The organism is Pseudoxanthomonas sp. Root630 (genome assembly GCF_001427585.1).
Classification (GTDB): Bacteria; Pseudomonadota; Gammaproteobacteria; order Xanthomonadales; family Xanthomonadaceae; genus Pseudoxanthomonas_A.
Genome location: NZ_LMGY01000001.1, coordinates 215889 through 238568, shown reverse-complemented (window position 1 = coordinate 238568; position 22680 = coordinate 215889). Strand labels below are relative to the sequence as shown.

Below are 22680 nucleotides of genomic sequence, written 5' to 3'. Positions count from 1 at the left end.
AGCCTCGCATCCGCGCAACGGCTGCCCCTTTCTTTCATCCCATCCGACAGATCCCATGAACGTCATCCGTACGTCCGTGCGCGCGCCCTTGCGCCGCAACCGCCTTGCCCTCGCCTTGCTGACCCTCGCGACCGCGCCTGCCGTCGCCCAGACCGCCCCGGATGCGTCCGGCGCCAATACGCTCGACACCGTGGTGGTGACCGCGTCGGGCTTCGAACAGAAGATCACCGACGCGCCCGCCAGCATCAGCGTGATCACGCGCGAAGAACTGGCCAAGCGGCCCTACATGAGCCTGTTGGACGCCGTACGCGACCTCGAGGGCGTGGACGTGGGCGAAACGCGCGACAAGACCGGCCAGGGCACGATCTCCATGCGCGGCATGGGCTCGGACTACACGCTGATCCTGGTCAACGGAAAGCGCCAGAACAACCATGGCGATATCTACCCGAACAACTTCGGCGGCAACCAGTTCAACCATATCCCGCCGCTGGACGCGATCGAACGCATCGAAGTGATCCGCGGCCCGATGTCCACGCTCTACGGCGCGGATGCGATGGGCGGCGTGATCAACGTGATCACCAAGAAGAACCTGGACGCCTGGAGTGCTTCGGCCACGATCGGCCGCACCTTCGAAACCGACGATCAGTTCGGTGACGATGCCACGCTGGATTTCTACGTGACCGGGCCGCTGGTGCGTGGCGTGCTGGACTTCAGTGCGCGCGGCAGCTGGTACGAGCGCGATGCCTCGAACCCGGTGTACGCGCCGGTGACCGATCCGGCGGGCGTCACCCACACGCGCCCCCTGGGCTTCGGCGGCGGCGGCAAGACGGTGGACAACACCAACAAGGCCGGCGGCTTCAGCCTGGACTGGACGTTGTCGGACAACCAGACACTGACGTTCGACTACGACACCTCGCGCCAGGAATACGACAACAGCACCAAGATCAATGACTCGGGCGCCGAGGAATACCCGGTCGGCACGGTCGACAGCATCGCGAGCATCTGGTCCGCAGGCAACGCGTGCCTGGGCGCCGCGGGCACGAACGCCAGTACCTGCGCGGCCAATGGCGGCACGTGGGGACGGCGCGCGAATCCGCGCGTGGGCTATGGCCCGACCCAGGAATTCACCCGTGAAAGCTGGTCGCTCACGCACGAGGGCACGTGGGCCTTCGGCAACAGCCTGGTCTCGCTGGCCCACATCGCCACCAACAACGACGGCCGCACGCTGCCCTTCACCGTGGCCGAACGCGAGCAACTGCTCGCGATGATCGATGGCACGGGCGCCTATGCCGGCATGAGCCTGGCCGATCGGCGTGCGTTGGCGGAATCGACCTTCCTGCCACGACCCAAGCGCACCCTGGAAAGCCGGCAGTACACGCTGGACGCCAAGGTGGACATGCCGTGGCAGTGGCGTGGCGACCACACCCTGGTACTGGGTACGCAGGTGATCCGCGGCGAACTGGAGGACGGCGTGTTCGGCATGGAAGCCGGTACCTCCAGCGCCGTACAGGAGCACAACATGTACTCGCTGTTCGCGGAAGACACCTGGCGCGTCACCGAACCGCTGGCGATCACCGCCGGCCTGCGCTACGACGACCATGAAGTATTCGGCGACCACCTCAGCCCGCGCCTGTACGGTGTGTACACCGTGACTGATCAATGGACGGTCAAGGGCGGCATCAGCACCGGCTTCAAGACGCCGAAGACGACCCAGTTGTACGACGGCATCATCGGCTTCGGCGGGCAGGGCACGACGCCGTTGTTCGGCAATCCCGACCTGCAGCCGGAAACCAGCACCAGCACGGAACTGGCCCTGTACTGGCAGCACCCCGACGGGCATGGCTTCAACGCCACCGTGTTCCGCAACGAATTCGACGACAAGCTCTCCACCGAGAGCTGCGGCGTGGCCCTCGCCCTGGCCTGCCCGACCGGCGAATACGCCGAACTCGGCTACGTCAGCGGCAGCGTGCCGGTGAACATCGACGAGGCCGTGGTGCAGGGCGCCGAGCTGGCCGGACGCTGGCAGATCAGCGAGCGCTTCGGCTTCCGGGCCAACTACACCTATACCGACAGCGAACAGAAGAGCGGGCCCTCCCGCGGCCTGCCGCTGGGCAACAGCGCCAAGCACATGGCCAACGCCACGCTCGATTGGCAGACCACCGACAGGTTCAACCTGTTCCTGAGCGCGGAAGTCCGCTCCAAGCGCTATCGCGGCGTGGATGCCGTCACGGGTGCCCCGCAGTACTGGAAGGACTATGAAGTGTTCCACCTCGGCGCCGGGTACAAGGCCACCGACTGGCTCACCATCAATGCCCGTATCAACAACCTGCTCGATCGCGACTTCACCAGCTACGAGTACGCGTTCGTCGACAACAACGATGGCACCTACACGCTCTCGGCCCAGGACGACTACAACAACAAGGACAAGGCCCGCAGCGTCTGGCTGAGCTTCAACGTCAACTTCTGACGTCCTGGTGCGTTCCCCTCCCGGCCGGGAGGGGAATGCCTTTCAATTGAGAGCCATTCTCATCTGTGATGTAATGGCCCTCCTGCCCGCACGCCTTCGAGACACCGTTTGTCGCCACCCGCCTCCCCTGCCCTGCAACAGCAACGCCGTGGCTTCTGGCTGCGCACGCTGCACCAGTGGCACTGGATCAGCTCGGCAGTCTGCCTGGTGGGGATGCTGCTGTTCACGATCACCGGCATCACGCTCAACCACGCCGCGCGTATCGAGGCCAAGCCCGACGTCAGCAACCGCACGGCGACCGTACCTGCACCGGTGCTCGCGGCGCTGGGCGATAGACAGGAAGGCAACGCACCGCTCCCCCCGCCTGTCGCGGACTGGCTGGAAGACGAGCTCTCGATCGCCATCGGTGCGCGGCCGGCGGAATGGTCCGATGTCGAGGTCTACCTCTCCATGCCCGGCCCGGGTACCGATGCCTGGCTGAGCATCGATCGCGAAACCGGCGCGGTGGAGTTCGAGCGCACGAACCGCGGCTGGATCTCGTATTTCAACGACCTGCACAAGGGACGCAATGCGGGGACCGCGTGGAGCTGGTTCCTGGACATCTTCGCGGTCGCCTGCCTGGTGTTCTGCATCACCGGCCTGTTCCTGCTCTACCTGCACGGGCGGCAGCGCCGCATGACCTGGCCGATGGTCGGCCTGGGCCTGCTGATACCGCTGCTGATCGCCCTGCTCTTCATCCATTGATCCCCTTCCACGAACCCACGAGTGACCGCATGTCGAAGATCGCCGTCCACACCACGCTGACCATCGCGCTCAGCGGCCTGCTGGCCACGCCGGCCTACGCCGCCACCCTGGACATCAATGTCGAAGTCCCCAAGCTCAACGTCGCCGAGTACCACCGTCCGTACGTGGCGATCTGGGTCGAGGGCGCGGACCAGAAGGTCGCCGCCAACCTGTCGGTCTGGTACCAGCAGCGCGATACCGCCGAAGGCCACGGCACCAAGTGGCTGCCCGACATGCGGCAGTGGTGGCGCAAGTCCGGCCGCACGCTGAAGGTGCCGGTGGACGGCGTGACGGGCCCCACCAAACCGGTGGGCAAGCACGCGCTGAGCTTCACCGACAAGCAGCCCGAACTGGCCAAGCTCGCGCCGGGCGAATACACCCTCGTGGTCGAAGCCGCGCGCGAAGTCGGCGGCCGCGAACTGCTGAAGATCCCCTTCAGCTGGCCGGCCAAGAAGCCGCCCCAGACCGGCAAGGCGCAGGGCACCACCGAACTCGGTGCCGTCACCCTGACCGTCAAGCCCTGATTCCCTTCCACGTACGCAGGAGATTCCGATGAAGCGTTCCCTCGCCGTGGCCATTGCCCTGGCCTCCGTCATTCCCGCCAGCGCCCTGGCGCACAAGGCCTGGATGATGCCGTCGCAGACGGTCATCGCCGGCACCAACCCGTGGATCACGGTGGACGCCGCCGTGTCCAACGACCTGTTCTATTTCAACCATGTGCCCCTGCGCACCGAAGGCCTGGTCATCACCGCGCCGGACGGCAGCACCGCGGAGGCGCAGAACCTCGCCACCGGCAAGTACCGCACCGTGTTCGACGTCGAACTGAAGCAGCAGGGCACCTACCGCATCGCGACCGTCAACAAGGGCCTGATGGTCCGTTGGGAGGGCGCGGACGGCAAGCCGGCCGGGCTGCGTGGCGCCAAGCCCGAAGACCTCGCCACCAAGGTGCCGAAGGACGCGAAGAACCTGCAGGTCTCGCAATCGGTCGGTCGTATCGAAACCTTCGTGACCAACGGTTCGCCGAGCGACACCGCGCTGAAGGCGACGGGTGAAGGGCTCGAACTGGTTCCGGTGACGCATCCGAACGATCTGTTCGCCGGTGAAGCGGCGAAGTTCAAGATGCTGGTCGATGGCAAGCCGGCCGCCGGGCTCGAATTCGAGATCACGCGTGGTGGCACCCGTTATCGCAACGCGCAGGACGAGATCAAGGTCACCACCGACGCCAACGGCGAATTCAGCGTGACCTGGCCGGAAGCCGGCATGTACTGGCTGGAAACCGGCACGGAAGACACCAAGACCACGATCCCGCAGGCCAAGCAGCGCCGCCTGAGCTACGTGGCCACGCTGGAAGTGCTGCCGCAGTAAACCGCACCATGCCGCCGGACACGGTCCGGCGGCGTCCCGGCATGAACGCGCCCCTCCCCGCTTTCCCCGCACCGACCGTGCCCTCGCAAGCCCTGCATGGCCAGACGATGGGCACCACCTGGTCCGTGCGCTTCCACGCACGTGCACGCATGGACCTGCATGCCCTGCATGACGCCGTGCAAGCGCGGCTGGATCGCGTGGTCGCGCAGATGAGTACCTGGGAGCCGGATTCCGACATCAGCCGCTTCAATCGCGCGGATGCGGACACATGGTTCCCGTTGCCGGACGACTTCACCGCCGTACTCGCTGCGGCGCTGGACATCGCCGCACGCAGCGATGGCGCCTTCGATCCCACCGTGTCGCCGCTGGTCGCGGCCTGGGGCTTCGGCGCGCACGCCGACGCCCGGGAACGACCGACCGACATGGCGCTCGCGCAGGCTCGAGCCCGCGTCGGGTGGGAGCAGCTGTCCTTCGATCCGGGCGCCCATCGCGTGTTCCAGCGCGGTGGCGTCACCCTGGACCTCTCGGCCATCGCCAAGGGCTACGGCGTCGACCTGGTGGCCTCGCTGCTGCGCCAACGCGGCATCGAAAGCGCCCTCGTCGAAGTCGGCGGCGAGCTCTACGGCTACGGCCACAAGACCGACGGACAACCCTGGCGCGTCCTGGTGGAATCGTCTCCCGACGAAGAAGCCGACAGCGAGGGATTGGAACCCCGCGTGCTACGGCTGGAAGGCGTGGCGGTCGCGACATCGGGCGACCGCTGGCACGCCTACGAACATGACGGGACCCGCTACTCGCACACCATCGATCCGCGCACCGGCGTACCGGTCCACGACGTCGCGGCCGCCGTCACCGTCGTCGCGGAGACCGCCATGCACGCCGATGCCTGGGCAACGGCACTGACGGTGATGGGCATCGACGCGGGCCTGGCGCATGCATCCAAGCTCGGCCTGGCCGCACGCTTCCTAGAGCGGACGCCCGAAGGTCTGGTAGAGCGCACGACCGCCGCCTTCGAACGGCATCTCGACACATGAGTCAGCCGTCCGCTGGATCCAATTTTCGCGCGCGTGCGGGCAATGGCCTCGTGCTGCTTGCGCTCGCCGCCGCGGGCGGATTCATGGCGTCGTGGCAAGGGGGCGATTGGTGGGTGGCGACGCCTGCGACAGGTCGGTGGGCCGCGGCGGGCGCGGCGCTGGTCGCTTATGCCGGACTGACGGCAGGATGGTTGTGGTTTTCGCATCGCCGGGATCGCGCGACCTCCCCCGGCGCTGCCGTGCCGCGTGGCGCGACATGGGTCGTGCACGCCAGCCAGACCGGCTTCGCCATCGAACTCGCGGACCTGACCGCGGCATCGCTGCGCAAGGCCGGCATGCAGGTGCAACGCGCGGCACTTGAGCACCTGGATGGCGAACGGCTGGCCAACATCGAACAGGCATTGTTCGTCGTCAGCACCACCGGCGAAGGCGATCCGCCGGACCCGGCGCTGGGTTTCGTGCGATCGGTGATGGGACGATCCGCGACGCTCGCCAATCTGCGCTACGCGGTTCTCGCGCTGGGCGACCGGGAATACCAGCAGTTCTGCGCGTTCGGCCATCAACTCGACGATTGGCTGCGTCGGCACGCCGCACAACCCCTGTTCGATCTCGTGGAAGTCGACAACGCCGACGACGGCGCACTCCGCCACTGGCAGCATCACCTGGCCCAGATCAGCGGCGGCACCGACCTGCCCGATTGGGATGCGCCCCGATACACGACGTGGACGCTGGTCGAGCGCCAGCAACTCAATCCTGGCAGCATCGGCGGCGGCGCTTTCCACATCGCCCTTGCTCCTCCCCCTGGAACAACGCCGGATTGGGCGGCCGGCGACATCGTCGAGATCGGTCCACGGCATGCCCGCGCAGACGTCGATGCCCGCCTCGCGTCGCTCGGTCTTTCTCCCGAGGCGCGTGTGACGTGGCAAGACGAGGCCTGCACGCTCGCAGACGTGGTCGCGCGCAGCCAATGGCCGTCGGCCCCGCTGCTTCCACGCGGCACCACCGCGCAAGCGCTGGCCGATGTCGCGATGCTGTTGCCGCATCGCGAGTATTCGATCGCCTCGATCCCGAACGATGGCGCGATGCATCTTCTCGTGCGCCTGATGACGCGTGATGACGGTTCACCGGGGTTGGGAAGCGGTTGGCTCTGCCGGCATGCTGCGCCGGGTGATGGCATCGCGCTGCGCGTCCGCCGCAACCCCAACTTCCACGCACCACCCGCAGACGTGCCGATGATCCTGATCGGCAACGGCACCGGACTGGCGGGCCTGCGCGCGCATCTGCGCGCTCGCGAGCTCGAGGGCGCCCACCGCAACTGGCTGCTGTTCGGCGAACGGCAACGTGCGCACGACCATTTCCACCGCGAGGAGCTCGAGCAGTGGCGTGCGAGCGGGCACCTGGAGCGTATGGATCTCGTGTTCTCGCGTGACGGTGGACCGCACCGCTACGTCCAGCATGCGCTGCTCGCAGCGGCGCCCGTGCTGCGCGAATGGATCGCGGCGGGCGCCGCGCTCTACGTGTGCGGCAGCCTTGAGGGCATGGCCCCGGGCGTGGACGAGGTGTTGCGCGATGCGCTGGGCGACGCGCAGGTCGAAGATCTGCTGGCCACGAGTCGTTATCGCCGGGACGTCTACTGACCGGCCGTCAGGGCGAAGCATCGTCGGCCGTCAGCGCTTCGATACGGATGGCAAGCAGTTCGCCTCCACCATGCAATGCGTAACGCCTGCGGCCTTCCGTCGAAACGAGCACTGCGGTATCCCCGCTCCACAGCGCCGGCAGATCGTCCGCCACGTCGAACTCGGCCTGACCGGCGAGCAAATGGATAGCCCAGGTAACGCCGGGCTCGGCGAAGAAAAGCATCGGACCGACCAGTGGGCGGTGGAACAGTTCCGCCCGCACCGCGTCGCGCCGCCACATCAGGTTGAAGTCGTGGGTCAGGCCGTCGACGAGCTCACCCATCACCGCATCTTCGCCACGGAAACGGACACGCCCGTGCGGGGGTGGCAGCTCGACGCATTGGCCGTCATCGAAGCGCAGACGAAGTCCGTTTCCGCGTAGCAGCAGCAATTCTCGATCAACGCCGGGAAACGACGAGAACGCCGCATCGCGTTCGATCTCCGCGATCGACAGCCGCCAATGCCAGGCGTCGCCATCGGGAACCCGCACGATCTCACGCGTCCAGCCCAGGCCGTTCTTCCACCGTTCGCGCCGGTACTCATTCGCTGGAATGACGTGCGATCTCTCGAACATGGAGCCCCCGAAGACGAAGCGCGATTCTAGCGCTATCGGAATCGCCACCCATGCCGACAGGACGCCCTCCGAAAAGCACATCGCCCGGGAACGCGTCATGCGTGCCCGGGCGATGCTTACTTCCGTGTCGGCTCCTGCCTGACGCCAGGCTCCTGCCTGGCCCTAGCGCGTCCATCGCGCGAAAGGTACGTCCTTGTCGGCATCCTGCCTGTTTCCCCTGGCGTCCTGCCCCTGCGCATGGCGCTCCACGTCCTGTGGGGCGCCTCAGCGCGGGAATTGATCAGCGCCTGGCGACCGGCTTCGGCTTGGCGGCGCTGGCGGCGGCGGCAGGCTTGGCCTGCGCGACACCTGCCCGCAATTCGATGCGATCCCGGTTCTGTTCCACCGTGCTCAGCCCGATGCCCTTCACCATCGCCAGTTCCTCGGCGCTCTTGAACGGGCCGTTGGCTTTCCGGTACTCGACGATGGCGGCCGCCTTGGCCGGCCCCACCCCGATGAGCACGCGGTCCAGCGCGGCGGCGTCGGCCGTATTGATGTTGACCTTCTCCGCCGCCAGCGCCGGTAGGGCCAGCAACAGCGACAGCACGAGGATCTTGGCAAACTGGACGAACGACTTCATGACGACTCTCCTTGTGACGTTGGACTCTCCATGGATGACGGATGCGTCGCCGTATCCGCCATGTTCCCGTCGCCTGCGACGGTGTAGAGAGTCTCCAGCGCCCACGGCATTCAAGGTATCGCCCTGTCACGCGCGGGTCTGCCCGTAAACCCCGCGCCGCCGTGTAGGAAAAGTCCTACCCGCCAGGGGGCGTAGAATGGGCGGTCACCGCATCCAGTACCCGGAGTTGCCATGGATACCGCCAAAGTCGACCGCTACGTTGCCGAAAAATGGGATGACGAGATCGTCCCGCAGCTGGTCGAGTACATCCGCATCCCGAACAAGTCGCCGATGTTCGACAAGGACTGGGTGGCCAACGGGTACATGGAGCAGGCGGTACAGCTGATGGAACGCTGGGCGAAGGCCCAATCGGTTCCCGGCATGCAGGTGGAGGTGGTGCGGCTGGAAGGCCGCACGCCGCTGATCTTCATCGAGATCCCGGCCAGCGGCCCGGAAACCGGCGCCGACACGGTGCTGCTGTATGGCCACCTGGACAAGCAGCCGGAGATGACCGGCTGGGACGACGACCTGGGCCCCTGGGTGCCGGTGATCAAGGGCGACAAGCTGTACGGGCGTGGCGGTGCGGACGACGGATACGCCATCTTCGGTTCGCTGGCCGCCATCCAGGCGCTGCAGGCGCAGGGCGTGCCGCACGCGCGCTGCGTGGTGCTGATCGAAGCATGCGAGGAATCCGGCAGCTACGACCTCCCCGCCTACGTCGACCACCTCGCCGACCGCATCGGCAAGCCCTCGCTGGTGGTCTGCCTGGATTCCGGGTGCGGCAATTACGAACAACTGTGGTGCACGACGTCGCTGCGCGGCCTGGCCGGCGGCAACTTCACCGTCAAGGTGCTCGAGGAAGGCGTGCACTCCGGCGATGCCTCGGGCGTCGTGCCCTCCAGCTTCCGTCTGCTCCGCCAGTTGCTGTCGCGGCTGGAGGACGAGACGACCGGCCGGATCCTGCCCGAAGGCCTCCGGGTGGAGATTCCCGCGGACCGTCAGGCGCAGGCGCAGGAAGCTGCCCGCGTGCTGGATACGGCCGTGTTCGACAAGTTCCCGTTCCTGCCCGGCATGACGCCGATGGCGGAAGAACTGGCGGAACTGGTGCTCAACCGCACCTGGCGGCCCGCGCTGTCGGTGACCGGCGTGGACGGCATGCCTCCGCTGTCGTCGGCGGGCAACGTGCTGCGTCCTTACACCGCGGTGAAGCTCTCGCTGCGGCTGCCGCCGACCCTGGAAGGCAAGCAGGCCGGCCAGTTGCTCAAGGATCTGCTGGAGAAGGATCCACCCAACGGCGCGCAGGTCAGTCTGGAACTGGAAAAAGCCAGCACGGGCTGGAATGCGCCGGCGATGTCGCCGTGGCTGGAGCAGGCGATCGATGCCTCGAGCCGCGAGTTCTTCGGCAAACCCGCGATGTACATGGGCGAAGGCGGCACGATCCCGTTCATGGGCATGCTGGGCGAGAAATTCCCCGGCGCGCAGTTCATGATCACCGGCGTGCTGGGTCCGCACTCCAACGCACATGGCCCGAACGAGTTCCTGCACATCCCGATGGGCAAGAAGGTCACGGCCTGCGTGGCGCGCGTGGTGGCCGAACACCACGCGGCCAGCGTGCGTGGCGAAACCACGGGCGTGGCCGCCGTGGCGGGTGGCGAGCAGCACGGCGACCACGGCTGCTGCTGACCCGCACGCGCACGAAACCCGTCAGGGGAGACGCCGGGGAGACCCGGCGTTTCTGTTTCCGGCGCCGGGGATGGCCCATCCACCCGACGGCCTGCTAGGCTCGCATCGCCCCACACCTTCCCAACCGGAGCGATTCGATGGAACAGATCTTTGGTGGCGGTATTCTCTGGACCTTGCTCATCGGCTTCCTGGCCGGCCTGCTCGCACGCGCACTGAAACCCGGCGACGACAAGCTCGGCTTCTTCATGACCATCCTGCTGGGCATCGCAGGCGCGCTGCTGGCGAGATTCCTTGGCGGTGCGCTTGGCTGGTACGGCCCGGGCGAGCCCACCGGGTTCATCGCGTCGGTGATCGGCGCCATCCTGCTGCTGGTGATCTACGGCTTCGTGCGCAAGAAGAAGTAATCCGGAAACGAAAGGCCCCGCTCGCGCGGGGCCTTTTTTTTCGGGCGCCGCCTGCCAGGGCGGGCGATCACTGGCTACGGCCGTACACGTCCTCGAACCGCACGATGTCGTCCTCGCCCAGGTAGCTGCCCGACTGCACTTCGATCAGCTCCAGCGGCACCTTGCCCGGATTCTCGAGGCGATGCTTCACGCCCAGCGGGATGTAGGTACTCTCGTTCTCCGAAAGCAACAGGGTTTCATCCCCGCGCGTGACCTTGGCGGTGCCGCTGACCACGATCCAGTGTTCGGCGCGATGATGGTGCATCTGCAGGCTCAACGCGGCGCCCGGCTTGACCTTGATGCGCTTCACCTGGTGGCGCCCGCCGTTGTCGACCGAGTCGTAGCTGCCCCACGGGCGATGCACTTCACGGTGCAGGACGGCCTGGCTGCGCTGTTCTTCCTTCAGGCGCGCCACGACCTGCTTGACGTCCTGCACGCGATCCTTGCGCGCGACCAGCACCGCGTCGTCGGTCTCGACCACCACGATGTCGTCCACGCCGACCAGTGCGACCAGTCTCTGCGCATAGGCGTAGCTGTTGCGGCTGTCGACGGCGATCACGTCGCCGTGGTGCGCATTGCCATCCTCGTCGCGCTCGGCCACGTCCCACAGGGCCGACCAGCTGCCCACGTCGTTCCACCCGATGTCCACCGGCAGCACCATCGCATCCGCGGTCTTCTCCATCACCGCGTAGTCGATGGAGTCCGACGGGCAGACGACGAACGCGTCCTTGTCGAGGCGAACGAAATCACCGTCATGCCGTGCGGCCGCATGCGCTGCGCGCACCGCTTCGACGATGTCGGGGCGGAAACGCGCGAGTTCTTCGATATACCGGCTGGCGCGGAACAGGAACATGCCGCTGTTCCAGTAGTAGCCACCCGCGTCGAGGTAGGACCGGGCGGTGGCGGCGTCGGGCTTCTCGACGAAGCGCGAGACCTTGCGCAACCCGTCGCCGGCTTCGGCCTGGATGTAGCCGAACCCCGTCTCGGGCGCATCGGGCACGATGCCGAAGGTCACCAGCGCGCCCGCTCCCGCCGCCGTCGATGCCTCGCGCACGGCGCGCTGGAAGCCGGCCACGTCTCGGACGACATGGTCGGAAGGCAATACCAGCAGCAACGGATCGGCTCCGCCCGCCATCGCCTGGAGCGCTGCCGCCGCGATCGCCGGTGCCGTATTGCGGCCGACCGGCTCCAGCAGGATCGCCGGCACCGGCGCGCCCACCTGACGCAGTTGTTCCGCGACCAGGAACCGGTGTTCCTCATTGGCGACGACGATCGGCGCAAGATCGGCCAAGGCTTCGACGCGCCGCCAAGTGGCCTGCACCATGGTCTCGTCGCCGGCGAGGGGCAGGAACTGCTTGGGATACGCCTCGCGCGAGAGTGGCCACAGGCGCGTGCCGGAGCCGCCGGAAAGCAGCACAGGTTGGAGTTTGGCCATGCAAGCCTCGCAAGTCGGTAGGGCGCCAGTTTACCCTGTAGGTCTTTATCGCCTGTGCCTTACCGCAACCGCATGAACCCTACGATTCAGGACCCCTCCGGGCGCGGCGCCCAGCGCCTGGACTGGGCGCGCGGTGCGCTCGGCGACCCATACGCGCAGCTCGAACGCGCGTCGATGGATGCCGGCTTCCGCAGCTATTGGCGCAGCCTGGGCGATGGCCCCGGGCGCATCGTGATGGACTCGCCTCCGGGCCTGGAAGACGTGCGCCCCTGGCTGGCCATGCGCGAGCTTCTGGCAAGCGGCGGCGTGCGCGTGCCCGAGGTGCTGGCCATCGACATCGAGCACGGCTTCCTGCTGCTGGAAGACCTGGGCGGCCCAACGCTCGCGCACGTCATCAGCGACGACAATGCCGACACCTGGTTCGATGCCGCCCTTGAGCAGCTGCTGCGCCTGCAGGCGATCGCGCCGCCGGAGGGCATGGGCGAGTTCGGCGAAGCGCTGCTGCAGCGCGACGCGGGCTTGTTCGACGAATGGTTCCTGCGTCGCCACCTGGGGTTGACGCTGGATTGCGGCGAAGCCGAGGGGTTGGAACTGGCGCAACGCCGCCTGATGGACAACGCGCTGACGCAGGCGCGCGTGCTGACCCATCGCGACTTCATGCCGCGCAATCTGATGCCGGTCACGCCCGGGCCGGCGGTGCTGGATTTCCAGGACTGCGTGCGCGGGCCGATCGCCTACGACGCGATGAGCCTGTTCAAGGACGCGTTCCTGAGCTGGCCGCTGGAACGCGTCGATGGCTGGCTGGCTCGCTACCACGCGCGCGCCACGCGCGCAGGCCTGCCCGTGCCGGAACTGAAGGTTTTCCTGCGCGACGCGGACTGGATGGGCATCCAGCGGCATCTGAAGATCCTCGGCATCTTCTCGCGCCTGCACTATCGCGACGGCAAGACCCGGTACCTGCCGGACGTGCCGCGCTTCATCCGCTATCTCGACGAAGTGCTGCCGCGCTATCCGGAGCTGGAGGGGCTGCGCACCTTGCTTGATGTCCGCATCAAGCCCGTCCTGCACGCCCGCGGTGAGATCGCATGAAGGCCCTGGTCTTCGCAGCGGGCCTTGGCGAGCGCATGCGGCCGCTGACCGACCACACACCGAAGCCGCTGATCGAGGCCGGCGGCAAGCCGCTGATCGTCTGGCACCTGGAAAAGCTGGCGGCGCTCGGCGTACAGGACGTCGTCGTCAATACCAGCTGGCTGGCCGACCTCTTCCCGTCGACACTCGGCGATGGCGAGCGCTGGGGCCTGCGGATCCACTACCTTTACGAAGGCGACACGCCGCTCGAGACCGGCGGCGGCATGCTCAACGCGCGCGCGCTGCTGGGCGAGGCGCCATTCCTGCTCGTCAACGGCGACATCTGGACCGACTTCGACTTCGCCCGGCTGCCACGCGAGCCCCGCGGGCTGGCGCATCTGGCACTGGTGGATCCGCCCGCCTTCGCGCCGCGCGGGGATTTCGCGCTCGACGCAACGGGCGCGCTGCACCGCGAAGGCGAGCACCGGCTCACCTATGCAGGCCTGGGCATCTACCGTCCCGCCCTGCTCGACGACTGGCAACGGCACGCTGCCGCCCAGGTCCGCGACACCGCGGCGGGAAAGCCACGGTTCCCGCTGCTGCCGTTGCTGCATGCCGGCATGGCGGATGGCCGCATCACGGGGGAGCGCCTGTTGGGGCGCTGGACCGATGTCGGCACGCCGGAGCGCCTGGCGGACCTGAACCGGGAGCTCGCGCCCTAGCGTCCACGGGTGCGACGGAAGACGTCCTTCGCACGTACTGTGGGGTGTATGGATGCCCGTGTCCCCGACCACGCCCCCGCCACGGAAGCGCACCTGCTCCGGCAGGCCCGGCGTGGCGACCAGGCGGCTTTCGAATCGCTGTACCACGACCATGCGCGCGCAGTGCACGCATTGGCGCTGCGGCTGACGGGCAACGCTGCGGAAGCGGAGGACATCGCGCAGGAGACCTTCCTGCGGATGTTCGGTTTCCTGTCGGGCCTGCGCGAAGACACACCGCTGCGGCCCTGGCTGAAACGCGTGGCCGCCAACCTGGCCATCGATCGCCTGCGCCGGCACCATCGCGCCGACACGGAAACGGATCTCGCCACGCTGGCGGACGAGACCCACGCATCACCGGCCGACGCCGTCGATGCGGACGCCCTGTTGCGACGGTTGCCTCCCCTCGCCCGTACTGTCGTATGGCTGCACGAAATGGAGGGCTGGTCGCACGAGGACCTCGCCCGCCGCTTCGGACGCACGCCCAGCTGGTCCAAGTCGCTGCTCTCGCGCTCACTCGCGCGACTGCGCGAGGACCTCGAACCCCATGGAGCTCCCTCCCATGACCGCTGAATCGATCCAGGCGCGCCTGGCCGCCCTCCCGGAGCCGGATCTGCCGCCAGCCCTATGGCCACGCATCCACCTCGCCCGTGTGCGCCAGCACGAACGGCGCAGGCGCATCGTCGTGGGCTGCATGGCGGTGTTGGCCGTGGTCGCGCTGCCTTTCGTCTACACGCGCGTCGCCGCCCCTCCGGCTGCCGCGCCAGACGTATTCGCCGCCGCGCCGCGCGCACCGGTGCATGAAGAGCCGCTGCGCGTTGTCGACCGCGAGCTGCAGCACGCCTACGAACGCGGCGCCAGCGAGCAGGAACTGCAATGGCTCTGGCAGCGACGCCAGGCGCTGGCACGTAGCGGCAGCGCCGCCCTTCCCCAACCCATCGAAATCTGAGGCGATTGCCATGGATACTCCCCGCATTCCCACGCGCGCCTTGTTGGCCGCGGCCCTGATCGTTGGCGCGGCTGCGAGCAGCCACGCGCAATCGACCCGCGAACTGGATGCCGCCCTGCTGCAAATGTCGGAGCGCGGCGACCTCAAGGACGCCGGCGCTCCCCAGGTGATCCAGAAGCCGGCGCAGGTCCGGTACGAACTCGGTGCGGTGGTCGATGTACGTACCGCGCAGCGATCCGGCTTGCCGGTCATGGCATTGACGCCCGATGGACCGGCCGCGCGCATCGGGTTGAAAGTCGGCGACCGGCTGGTCGCGCTCAACGGCGTGCGGCTGGATGGCGCCTCACCGCCGGCGCCGCTGCTGGAGCAGGCCATGCAGCGAGGCGAAGGACGCGTGGTCGCCGACGTACTGCGCGGCAGCACGCCCACGAAGCTCAGCGGTTCGGCAGGAGTGGTGGCCGTGCCGGCGTACCGCATCGAGATCGGCGCGGACGCCAAGGGTGCATGCGGGTTCGTGAGTGCACGGGCAGGCGCGGTCCCCAAGAGCCGCGACGTGTTCCGTGCCGACATCACCACGGTGGATGGACGCAGCACGCCGCTCGAGCCGGTCAACCGCCACCGTCTCGCGGTCGGTCGGCACGTGCTGGTCGTGCGCGAACTGATCGACACCAATCGTCTGAGTTCTGCGCAGTTGGTGCAGATAGACAGGATGAAGCGCTTCGCGTTGGCGAAGGCGTACAAGCCGCTGGTGGTCGACATCAAGCCGAACACGAGCTACCGCATCGGTGCACGCCTGTTGCGCGACAAGCTCGATACCCAGAGCCTGCGCGACAACGCCTATTGGGAACCCGTGGTGTGGGAGGAAGTCGCGGAGCGTTGCCCCTGACTCAGGCGGCCGGCGGCTTTCCGCTGCCCAGCGTCTGCCGCAGGAACGGGACGGTGATGCGGCGCTGCGCCGCGAGCGACGCGCGATCGAGCGTATCCAGCAGCGCGACCAGCGCACCCAGGTCGCGCTGGGTATGGGTCAGCAGCCAGTCGAGCGCGGCATCCTCCAGCACCAGGCCGCGCCGGTGCGCGCGCTCGCGGAGGACATCGCGACGTCCTTCATCGTCCAGCGGATCCAGCATGACGCGCATGCACTGCTGCAGGCGCGAGCGCAGGTCCGGCAGGCCCAGGCCGAGTTCGTCCGGAATGCCTCGCGCGGTGTAGAGCACGTTCTGTCCCTGCGCGCGTGCACGATTGTGGAAATCGAACAGCGCGACTTCATCCTCGCGGTTGCCGGCGATGGCTTCCAGGCCGTCGAGCGCGATGACGTCGTAACCTTCCAGCGCTTCCAGCGCCTCGCGCGCACGGCCGGCGGCGGCCATCATCGGGAGGTAGGCGGCGCGCCGCCCCTGCTGCTCGGTGGCGGCGCACAGTGCCAGCGCCAGGTGGGTCTTTCCGGTACGCGAAGCGCCCGCGATGTAGGTCCACGTCGCGTCCGGCTGCACCGCCAGCGCCTGCAGGCCCGGCAAACCGCCTTCCGGCGGCCGGACGAACGTTTCGAATCGCTGGTCGGCGGGATAACGCAGCGCCAGGGGCAGCTGCGGCCCCACGTTCGCACCGCCCGGGGCTTTGCTCACGGCGCTTCGTTGCCCCGCTCGGACGCCTGCTCCAGACTGCCCTTGTCGATGTAGGAATCCAGCAGGATGGCAGGCCTGTCGCCGGCATAGAGGCGGCTCTGGGTATAGCGCTCGTGGGCGAAGCGCAGCAGCACGTTCGCGATCGCCGCGATCGGCAACGCCAGCAACATGCCCAGGAACCCGAACAGCTGGCCGCCCGCCATGATGGCGAAGATCACCGCCACCGGATGCAGGCCGATGCGGTCGCCGACGATGCGCGGCGTGAGCACGTAGCCCTCCAGCATCTGGCCGACGACGAACACGCCCATCACCATCGCCACCAGCGACCAGTCGCCGCCCGACTGCACCAGGGCGGCGATCACACCCAGCACGATGCCGCTCGCGGTGCCCAGGTAAGGCACGAAGCTGATCAGGCCGGCGATGATGCCTACGAGCAGGCCGACCTTCAGGCCCACCACCGACAGGCCGATCGCATAGATCGCGCCGAGCGCCAGCATCACCAGGAACTGTCCGCGCAGGAAGGCGCCGAGGACTTCGTTCGATTCCAGCGCCAACCGGTTGACCGTCGCGATGTGGTCGCGCGGCACCAGCGCGGCAATGCGTTCCACCAGCAGGTCCCAGTCGCGCAGGAAGTAGAACGTCAGGATCGGCAGCAGCACGAGATTGGCGATCCACGCCATCACCGCGAAGCCGGAACGGGAGAAATAACCGAACAACGTCGCCGCGACGCCGCCGGCCTGCTGCCAGTGGCCGCGCACCCATTCGGTCAGTCGGTCCGGATCCAGCCAGGCCACCAGTTCCAGGCCGGTGCGACGTTCGACCCAAGGCAACGCCGTCTGCACGAACCAGTCGCGGTAGGCCGGCAACGATTCGATCACCGTCACCACCTGGCGCTCGATCATCGGCACCAGGATCACCAGCGCGAGCACCAGCAACAGCAGCATCAGCGTGAACACCAGCACCACGGCCGTGGTCCGCGAGCGCCCCGTGCGCTGCAGGCGATCCACCCAGGGATCGCCCAGCCAGCCCAGCAGTGCGGCGCAGACGAACGGCGTCAGTACCGGCGCCAGCAGCCAGATCAGCCACCCCACGATCAGGGCGATGAACAGCCATTGCCAACGGCGGGCCAGCGTTCCTACCGGCGAGGAAGAAAGGTCCATGCGATCCCCAGGTCAGCGCATCTGGAAGGCAGGCGGCTCGCCTTCGCCCCCGGTGAAAGGTGCCTGGTCGCCCATCGTGCGGCGGAAGCCGGCCAGGCCGGAGACCAGTTCGAGATCCAACTCAAGCGTATCGCCGCTCGCGCGCACCGGCGTGATGCGACGGACGACGGCCATCTTCTGCAGGTGGCCGGTCAGGCGCAGGTAGTCATCCGTGCTGCGCACGCCGGAAAACACGACGCGATAGGTGCCCGCCGGTCCGGCAGTACCCCGCTTGCCGTAGCGCTTCACCAGCGCATCGGCCGTGCCATCGGCACCGGACGCCATCGCGCGCCGCGCATCGGCGTCGGTGATCGACCACTTCGCCAGCACCTTGCCGGCATCGACGAACACCCAGTCGGCCGTCCAGCCGCTCTTGTCGCGGTACAGCTTGCCGATCACCTGCATGGGCGGGCTGTAGCGCGAGGACGCACGCGCCACGGCGGCGGTGTCCTGGCGCCAGATGGCGCCGACCAGCGCCTGCTCCGCAGCACCGCCGGCGGGCAGGCCGAGGCTGTAACCGCGCTCGACCGCGCGATTCAGCAGCGGGCGCGCGGCGTTGGATTGCGGCAGGCCTACCAGGCGAGGACCGCTGCCATCGTTGATCGCCAGCCACACCACCGGCTTGGGGCGCGGCTGGGGCCAGATCGGCAGGCCGAGCGCGCCGGCCAGGCCATTCACCTGGTCTTCGTCGAAACGCACGACCAGCGTGGTGCGGAACGTGGGGGCGCCGGAAGCCGACGTGCCCTGGTCCTGGCGGTAGTCGTAGCCATCGACGTAGTCCTTGGCGTTGCGCAGTTCGGCGCCCACGCCCGGACGCGACATCACGCCGCGGTCGCCCGACAATTTGCCGAGCACGCTGCCCAGCGCGCGCGCGAAACCGCCCTGGCGCTCCGCTTCGCCCTGGCCGTTGACCGGCACTTCCGCCTGGTACAGCCCGCGCGCCGACACGGCATCGCCTTCCGTGCGCAGGCCGGACTGGGCCTGTACGGGGAGCGTCGTGAGCGTGGCGGCCAGGAGCAGCGCGGCAGCGAGGGCAAAACCGGAAATACGGCGCATCGAGCGTCCTTGAGCTCTTCAGACCCCCCGAATTGTTGCCCGAATGACCTGCCCTCGCCAACGCCAGCCGTTCAGGCCGGCCGATTCCGGTGGCGATTCCTTTAAAATCACGCCTCTTGCCCCGCCGAAGACCGCCCGTGACCCAGCCGACGACGCCCGCCCCCACCCCGATGACCTATCGCGACGCGGGTGTCGACATCGACGCCGGCAACGAACTGGTCGAACGCATCAAGCCGCTGGTCAAGCGCAGCTTCCGCCCCGAGGTGATGGGCGGCCTGGGTGGCTTCGGGGCCCTGTTCGACCTGTCGGGCAAGTATCGCGAGCCCGTGCTGGTCTCCGGCACCGACGGCGTGGGCACCAAGCTCAAGCTCGCGCAGCAGCTGGGCCGTCACGACACGATCGGCATCGACCTGGTCGCCATGTGCGTCAACGACGTGCTGGTGCAGGGCGCCGAGCCGCTGTTCTTCCTCGACTACTTCGCCACCGGCAAGCTCGACGTCGACACCACGGTGGCCGTGGTGGGCGGCATCGCCCGCGGCTGCGAGCTCTCCGGCTGCGCACTGATCGGCGGCGAGACGGCGGAAATGCCGGACATGTACGGCCCGGGCGAGTACGACCTCGCCGGCTTCTGCGTGGCCGCGGTGGAGAAATCGCGCCTGCTGGACGGCGCCAAGGTGCGCGCCGGCGACGTGCTGATCGGCATCGCCTCCAGTGGCCCGCATTCCAATGGCTATTCGCTGGTCCGTCGCATCTACGACCGCGCCGGTCGCCCGTCCGACATCGACGTCGGCGGCGTGAAGCTCGCCGATGCACTGATGGCACCGACCACGCTCTACGTGAAGCCGATCCTGGAACTGCTGCAGGCGCATGACATGCACGGCATGGCGCACATCACCGGTGGCGGCCTGACCGAGAACATCATCCGCGTCATTCCCGACGGCCTGGGCCTGGAGATCGACGCCAGCGCATGGGCGCTGCCGCCGGTATTCGACTGGCTGCAGCGCGAAGGCGCGGTGGAGAACACCGAAATGTGGCGCACGTTCAACTGCGGCATCGGCTTCGTGCTGGTGGTGGCGCCAGACCAGGTGCCGGCCGTGCAGGCCGACCTCGCGCGCCTGCAGCTGGCGCACTGGCAGATCGGCCAGGTGGTGCCGGCCCAGGGCGGCGAGCGCGTCCGCATCGGTTGAGCGGCGCGATGTCGCGCGCCAAGGGGATCGCCTTCGGCCTGACGCTGGTCGTGTTCGCGGCCAGTTGGATCGCGCCGCGTTGGCCCGTCGAACAGGCCATGCACAGCAGCCTGACGGTGCTGGGCCTGGGCTGGCTGTGGTGGCACGACCGTCGCTGGCCCCTCCGGCCGCTCCATTTCGTGCTCATCTGCGCCTTCATCGTGGCGCACTGCGTCGGCGCACGCTGGCTCTACTCCTACGTGCCGTACGACGCGTGGCTGCAGGCCGCGTTCGGCTGGTCGCCTGCGGAGACGTTCGGCTGGCGACGGAACCACTTCGACCGCTTCATCCACCTGATATACGGCGTATGTTTCGCCCCGGCGATCTGGCACTGGCTGCGCCAGCGCTGGCCGGCGCTGACGCTGGGTCAGGCCTTCGGCGGCGCGGTGATGCTCATCATGTGCAGCAGCCTGGTCTACGAGTGGCTGGAATGGGGCATCGCGCTGACGATGTCGCCGGACGCCGCCGAGTCCTACAACGGCCAGCAGGGCGATGTCTGGGATGCCCACGCCGACATGCTGCTCGCCACGCTCGGCGCCCTCGCGACCTGGCCACTGGCGCGCGCCGAGCGCAGGCAGGTCGCGCCATGACGGCCCGCATCGCCATCCTGGCGTCCGGCAGGGGCAGCAACCTGCAGGCGATCCTGCGGGCCATCGAAGCGGGCACGCTGGAGGCCGAGGTCGCAGGCGTGTTCTCCGACCGTCCGGCGGCGCCCGCGCTCCAGCTCGTGCCGCCCGCAGCCCGCTGGAGCGCCAAGCCCTCCGGCTTTCCCGACCGAACGGCCTACGAAGCCGCACTGACCGACGCCGTTGCCGCATCGCGACCGGACTGGATCGTCTGCGCCGGCTACATGCGCATCCTGGGCGAAGCCTTCATCGCGCGCTTCCGCGGCCGGCTGCTGAACATCCATCCCTCCCTGCTGCCCAGATACCGCGGCCTGCATACCCACGCCCGCGCCCTGGAGGCTGGCGACGCCGAACATGGCGCCAGCGTGCACTTCGTGGTGCCTGAACTCGATGCGGGCGCCGTCATCGGCCAGGTGCGCATCCCGATCACGGCCGGCGACACCCCTGAAACCCTCGCGGCACGGCTGTTGCCGCGTGAACATGCCCTGCTGGTGGCGGCCCTGCGGCTCGCGGTGGCCGGCGAGTTAGCTGAACAGGGAGATACGGCATTCCGTCATGGTCAGGCGCTATTAAATCCCCTGTCTCTAGATTCAACCGACCGTTTGATTCCCTGACGCCGCCCCTCCGGATGCCCTTCAACCTACGCCTCCCCCTGCTTGGCCTGCTCCTGGCCGGACTGGCAGTGCCTGCCCAGGCGCTGGAGCCCTTCGTGGCCAGCTACCAGGCCTACAACGAGGGCAAGCTGGCAGGCAGCGCGAGCATGAAGGTCGTGCCGCGTGGCGGGGAACAGTGGCAGATCGACCTCAACGTGAAGGGCACGCGCGGTTTCGCGCGGCTGGCGGGCCTGAACATCGAACAGAGCACCGTCTTCGACGTGGAAGGCGACCTGTTCCGTCCCCGTAGCCAGGCCACCGTCCGTCACGCCCTGCTGATGGGAAAGAAGATGGTCGGCACCTACGACTGGACCACTCACACGGCGCAATGGCAGGGCGACATCAAGAAGAACCGCCGCGCCCCGCTGCCACTGCAGGCGGGCGACCTCAGTGCGCTGCTGATGAACCTGGCCGTCATCCGCGATGCCGCGCCCGGCCGGCAACTCACCTATCGCGTGGTCGACAATGGCCGCGTCCGCGAATACGCCTATGCCGTATCCGCCGAGGCGGAGACGGTCGCCGTCGATGATCTGAGCTACAGTGCCTTGCGTGTCAGCCGCACCAATGGCGGCAACGACGAAACGATTTTCTGGGTCGCCGACGGCGTACCCACCCCCGTGCGCATCCTGCAGCGGGAGGACGGTCAGGACGGCATCGATCTGCGCCTGGTCGAATACCAAGGAGTGCCCTGAGCATGACGAAGAAGCCCTTCCCCATCCCGCGCATGCTGATCGCCGCGATGCTGCTCGGCGCCGCCGCCGCACCGGCGCTCGCCGTGGAGGCTTTCACCGCGAACTACAACGCCAGCGCCCTCGGCATGAGCGGCGAAGGCCAGATGGTGGTCGCACCGCAGCCGGGCAATCGCTGGCAATACACGTTGACCGTACGCAACCAGGCTGTCGATCTCAGCCAGAAGACCGTGTTCGACGAGCAGGATGGCCGCATGCGTCCGTTGAACAGCAGCGACAGCTCGCGCCTGCTGATCAAGAAGAAGAACGTCAACACCGTGTACGACTGGTCGAAGGCGCAGGCGACCTGGACCGGCGACATCAAGCCCGATCGCGCCGGCCCGGTGAAACTGCAGGCGGGCGACATGGACGCGCTCCTGGTCAACCTGGCCATCGTGCGCGATGTCGTCGCCGGCAAGCCGCTGACGTACCGCATGGTCGAGAACGGCCGCGCCAAGGCGATGACCTACCAGGTCGCCGGCAAGGAACGCATCACCCTGGGCGGCAAGGCGCAGGACGCCACCAAGGTCATCCGTACCGACGGCGACAAGCAGACCATCGTGTGGGTAGTGGCCGATGCGCCGGTGCCCGCGCGCATCCTGCAACGCGAGAACGGCCAGGACACCATCGACCTGACGCTGAAATCCTGGCGCTGAAGCGAGGCCGGCCGTGACACG

Annotated in this window: 24 protein-coding genes; 18 read left to right on the top strand and 6 right to left on the bottom strand. The window is 67.8% G+C overall.

Annotated features, from left to right (window positions below):
• The first annotated feature begins 55 nt into the window (after window positions 1-55).
• The 6 genes from ASD72_RS01150 to ASD72_RS01125 all read left to right on the top strand — a co-directional run bounded on the left by ASD72_RS01150 (window position 56) and on the right by ASD72_RS01125 (window position 7286).
• Window positions 56-2467 carry a TonB-dependent receptor gene (locus tag ASD72_RS01150; protein WP_056878135.1) on the top strand — a complete coding sequence of 804 codons (2412 nt, stop codon included), beginning with the start codon at window positions 56-58 and terminating at the stop codon, window positions 2465-2467.
• A 108-nt stretch (window positions 2468-2575) separates the two neighbouring features.
• Window positions 2576-3211 carry a PepSY-associated TM helix domain-containing protein gene (locus ASD72_RS01145; RefSeq protein ID WP_056878134.1) on the top strand — a complete coding sequence of 212 codons (636 nt, stop codon included), beginning with the start codon at window positions 2576-2578 and terminating at the stop codon, window positions 3209-3211.
• A gap of 29 nt (window positions 3212-3240) precedes the next feature.
• On the top strand, window positions 3241-3774 hold the full coding sequence (locus ASD72_RS01140) for a DUF2271 domain-containing protein (RefSeq protein WP_056878133.1): 534 nt from the start codon (window positions 3241-3243) through the stop codon (window positions 3772-3774).
• Window positions 3775-3802: 28 nt separating this feature from the next.
• Window positions 3803-4615, top strand: a complete 813-nt coding sequence (locus tag ASD72_RS01135; protein WP_056878132.1) for a DUF4198 domain-containing protein — start codon at window positions 3803-3805, stop codon at window positions 4613-4615.
• Between the two features lie 107 nt (window positions 4616-4722).
• Window positions 4723-5649 carry an FAD:protein FMN transferase gene (locus tag ASD72_RS01130; RefSeq protein ID WP_056878466.1) on the top strand — a complete coding sequence of 309 codons (927 nt, stop codon included), beginning with the start codon at window positions 4723-4725 and terminating at the stop codon, window positions 5647-5649.
• Complete coding sequence (locus ASD72_RS01125) at window positions 5646-7286, top strand: sulfite reductase subunit alpha (RefSeq protein WP_056878131.1); 1641 nt, start codon at window positions 5646-5648, stop codon at window positions 7284-7286. The genes ASD72_RS01130 and ASD72_RS01125 overlap by 4 nt, the downstream gene beginning before the upstream one ends.
• 7 nt (window positions 7287-7293) lie before the next feature.
• Here the strand turns inward: ASD72_RS01125 and ASD72_RS01120 are convergent, their stop codons facing one another.
• On the bottom strand, window positions 7294-7899 hold the full coding sequence (locus ASD72_RS01120; RefSeq protein ID WP_056878130.1) for a HutD family protein: 606 nt from the start codon (window positions 7897-7899) through the stop codon (window positions 7294-7296).
• A gap of 280 nt (window positions 7900-8179) precedes the next feature.
• Window positions 8180-8518 (bottom strand): helix-hairpin-helix domain-containing protein, encoded by a 339-nt coding sequence (locus ASD72_RS01115; protein WP_056878129.1) that lies wholly within the window; start codon window positions 8516-8518, stop codon window positions 8180-8182.
• A gap of 231 nt (window positions 8519-8749) precedes the next feature.
• Between ASD72_RS01115 and ASD72_RS01110 the strand changes: the two genes are divergently transcribed.
• Together ASD72_RS01110 and ASD72_RS01105 are read left to right on the top strand one after the other, a co-directional pair.
• Entirely contained in the window at window positions 8750-10240 is a 1491-nt protein-coding gene (locus ASD72_RS01110) for a M20 family metallopeptidase (RefSeq protein WP_056878128.1), read from the top strand.
• Window positions 10241-10377: 137 nt separating this feature from the next.
• A complete protein-coding gene (locus ASD72_RS01105) occupies window positions 10378-10644 on the top strand; it encodes a GlsB/YeaQ/YmgE family stress response membrane protein (RefSeq protein WP_056878127.1) in 267 nt (88 codons plus the stop codon).
• A gap of 67 nt (window positions 10645-10711) precedes the next feature.
• On the opposite strand, the gene ASD72_RS01100 is transcribed toward ASD72_RS01105, so the two are convergent.
• Window positions 10712-12118: a mannose-1-phosphate guanylyltransferase/mannose-6-phosphate isomerase gene (locus ASD72_RS01100; RefSeq protein WP_056878126.1), complete on the bottom strand. Its 1407-nt coding sequence runs from the start codon at window positions 12116-12118 to the stop codon at window positions 10712-10714.
• A gap of 72 nt (window positions 12119-12190) precedes the next feature.
• Between ASD72_RS01100 and ASD72_RS01095 the strand changes: the two genes are divergently transcribed.
• Genes ASD72_RS01095 through ASD72_RS01075 form a run of 5 tightly spaced genes read left to right on the top strand, consistent with a single transcriptional unit; the run spans window position 12191 to window position 15779 of the window.
• The gene (locus ASD72_RS01095) at window positions 12191-13207 is read left to right on the top strand and encodes a phosphotransferase (protein ID WP_056878125.1); all 1017 of its coding nucleotides are present in this window, start codon (window positions 12191-12193) and stop codon (window positions 13205-13207) included.
• Window positions 13204-13908 (top strand): N-acetylmuramate alpha-1-phosphate uridylyltransferase MurU, encoded by a 705-nt coding sequence (gene murU, locus ASD72_RS01090; RefSeq protein ID WP_056878124.1) that lies wholly within the window; start codon window positions 13204-13206, stop codon window positions 13906-13908. The genes ASD72_RS01095 and murU overlap by 4 nt, the downstream gene beginning before the upstream one ends.
• 48 nt (window positions 13909-13956) lie before the next feature.
• Complete coding sequence (locus ASD72_RS01085; protein ID WP_056878123.1) at window positions 13957-14517, top strand: RNA polymerase sigma factor; 561 nt, start codon at window positions 13957-13959, stop codon at window positions 14515-14517.
• Window positions 14507-14893 (top strand): hypothetical protein, encoded by a 387-nt coding sequence (locus ASD72_RS01080; protein ID WP_056878122.1) that lies wholly within the window; start codon window positions 14507-14509, stop codon window positions 14891-14893. The genes ASD72_RS01085 and ASD72_RS01080 overlap by 11 nt, the downstream gene beginning before the upstream one ends.
• Before the next feature lie 10 nt (window positions 14894-14903).
• Window positions 14904-15779, top strand: coding sequence for a PDZ domain-containing protein (locus tag ASD72_RS01075; protein WP_056878121.1), 876 nt, complete (start codon window positions 14904-14906; stop codon window positions 15777-15779).
• Between the two features lies 1 nt (window position 15780).
• On the opposite strand, the gene hda is transcribed toward ASD72_RS01075, so the two are convergent.
• Genes hda through ASD72_RS01060 form a run of 3 tightly spaced genes read right to left on the bottom strand, consistent with a single transcriptional unit; the run spans window position 15781 to window position 18770 of the window.
• Window positions 15781-16488 (bottom strand): DnaA regulatory inactivator Hda, encoded by a 708-nt coding sequence (gene hda / locus ASD72_RS01070; RefSeq protein ID WP_056878465.1) that lies wholly within the window; start codon window positions 16486-16488, stop codon window positions 15781-15783.
• 23 nt (window positions 16489-16511) lie between these two features.
• Window positions 16512-17675, bottom strand: a complete 1164-nt coding sequence (locus ASD72_RS01065; protein WP_056878120.1) for an AI-2E family transporter — start codon at window positions 17673-17675, stop codon at window positions 16512-16514.
• A 12-nt stretch (window positions 17676-17687) separates the two neighbouring features.
• Window positions 17688-18770 (bottom strand): DUF2066 domain-containing protein, encoded by a 1083-nt coding sequence (locus ASD72_RS01060; RefSeq protein ID WP_056878119.1) that lies wholly within the window; start codon window positions 18768-18770, stop codon window positions 17688-17690.
• A 170-nt stretch (window positions 18771-18940) separates the two neighbouring features.
• Here ASD72_RS01060 and purM point away from each other — a divergent pair, with 170 nt between their 5' ends.
• From purM to ASD72_RS01035, 5 genes are read left to right on the top strand one after another with little or no spacing between them, the layout of a single operon-like run.
• A complete protein-coding gene (gene purM, locus ASD72_RS01055; RefSeq protein WP_162250335.1) occupies window positions 18941-19957 on the top strand; it encodes a phosphoribosylformylglycinamidine cyclo-ligase in 1017 nt (338 codons plus the stop codon).
• Between the two features lie 8 nt (window positions 19958-19965).
• Window positions 19966-20586, top strand: a complete 621-nt coding sequence (locus ASD72_RS01050) for a DUF2238 domain-containing protein (protein ID WP_056878117.1) — start codon at window positions 19966-19968, stop codon at window positions 20584-20586.
• Window positions 20583-21236, top strand: coding sequence for a phosphoribosylglycinamide formyltransferase (gene purN / locus ASD72_RS01045; protein ID WP_056878116.1), 654 nt, complete (start codon window positions 20583-20585; stop codon window positions 21234-21236). The genes ASD72_RS01050 and purN overlap by 4 nt, the downstream gene beginning before the upstream one ends.
• A gap of 14 nt (window positions 21237-21250) precedes the next feature.
• Entirely contained in the window at window positions 21251-21967 is a 717-nt protein-coding gene (locus tag ASD72_RS01040; protein ID WP_056878115.1) for a DUF3108 domain-containing protein, read from the top strand.
• A gap of 2 nt (window positions 21968-21969) precedes the next feature.
• Window positions 21970-22659, top strand: coding sequence for a DUF3108 domain-containing protein (locus ASD72_RS01035; RefSeq protein ID WP_056878114.1), 690 nt, complete (start codon window positions 21970-21972; stop codon window positions 22657-22659).
• Window positions 22660-22680 lie beyond the last annotated feature (21 nt).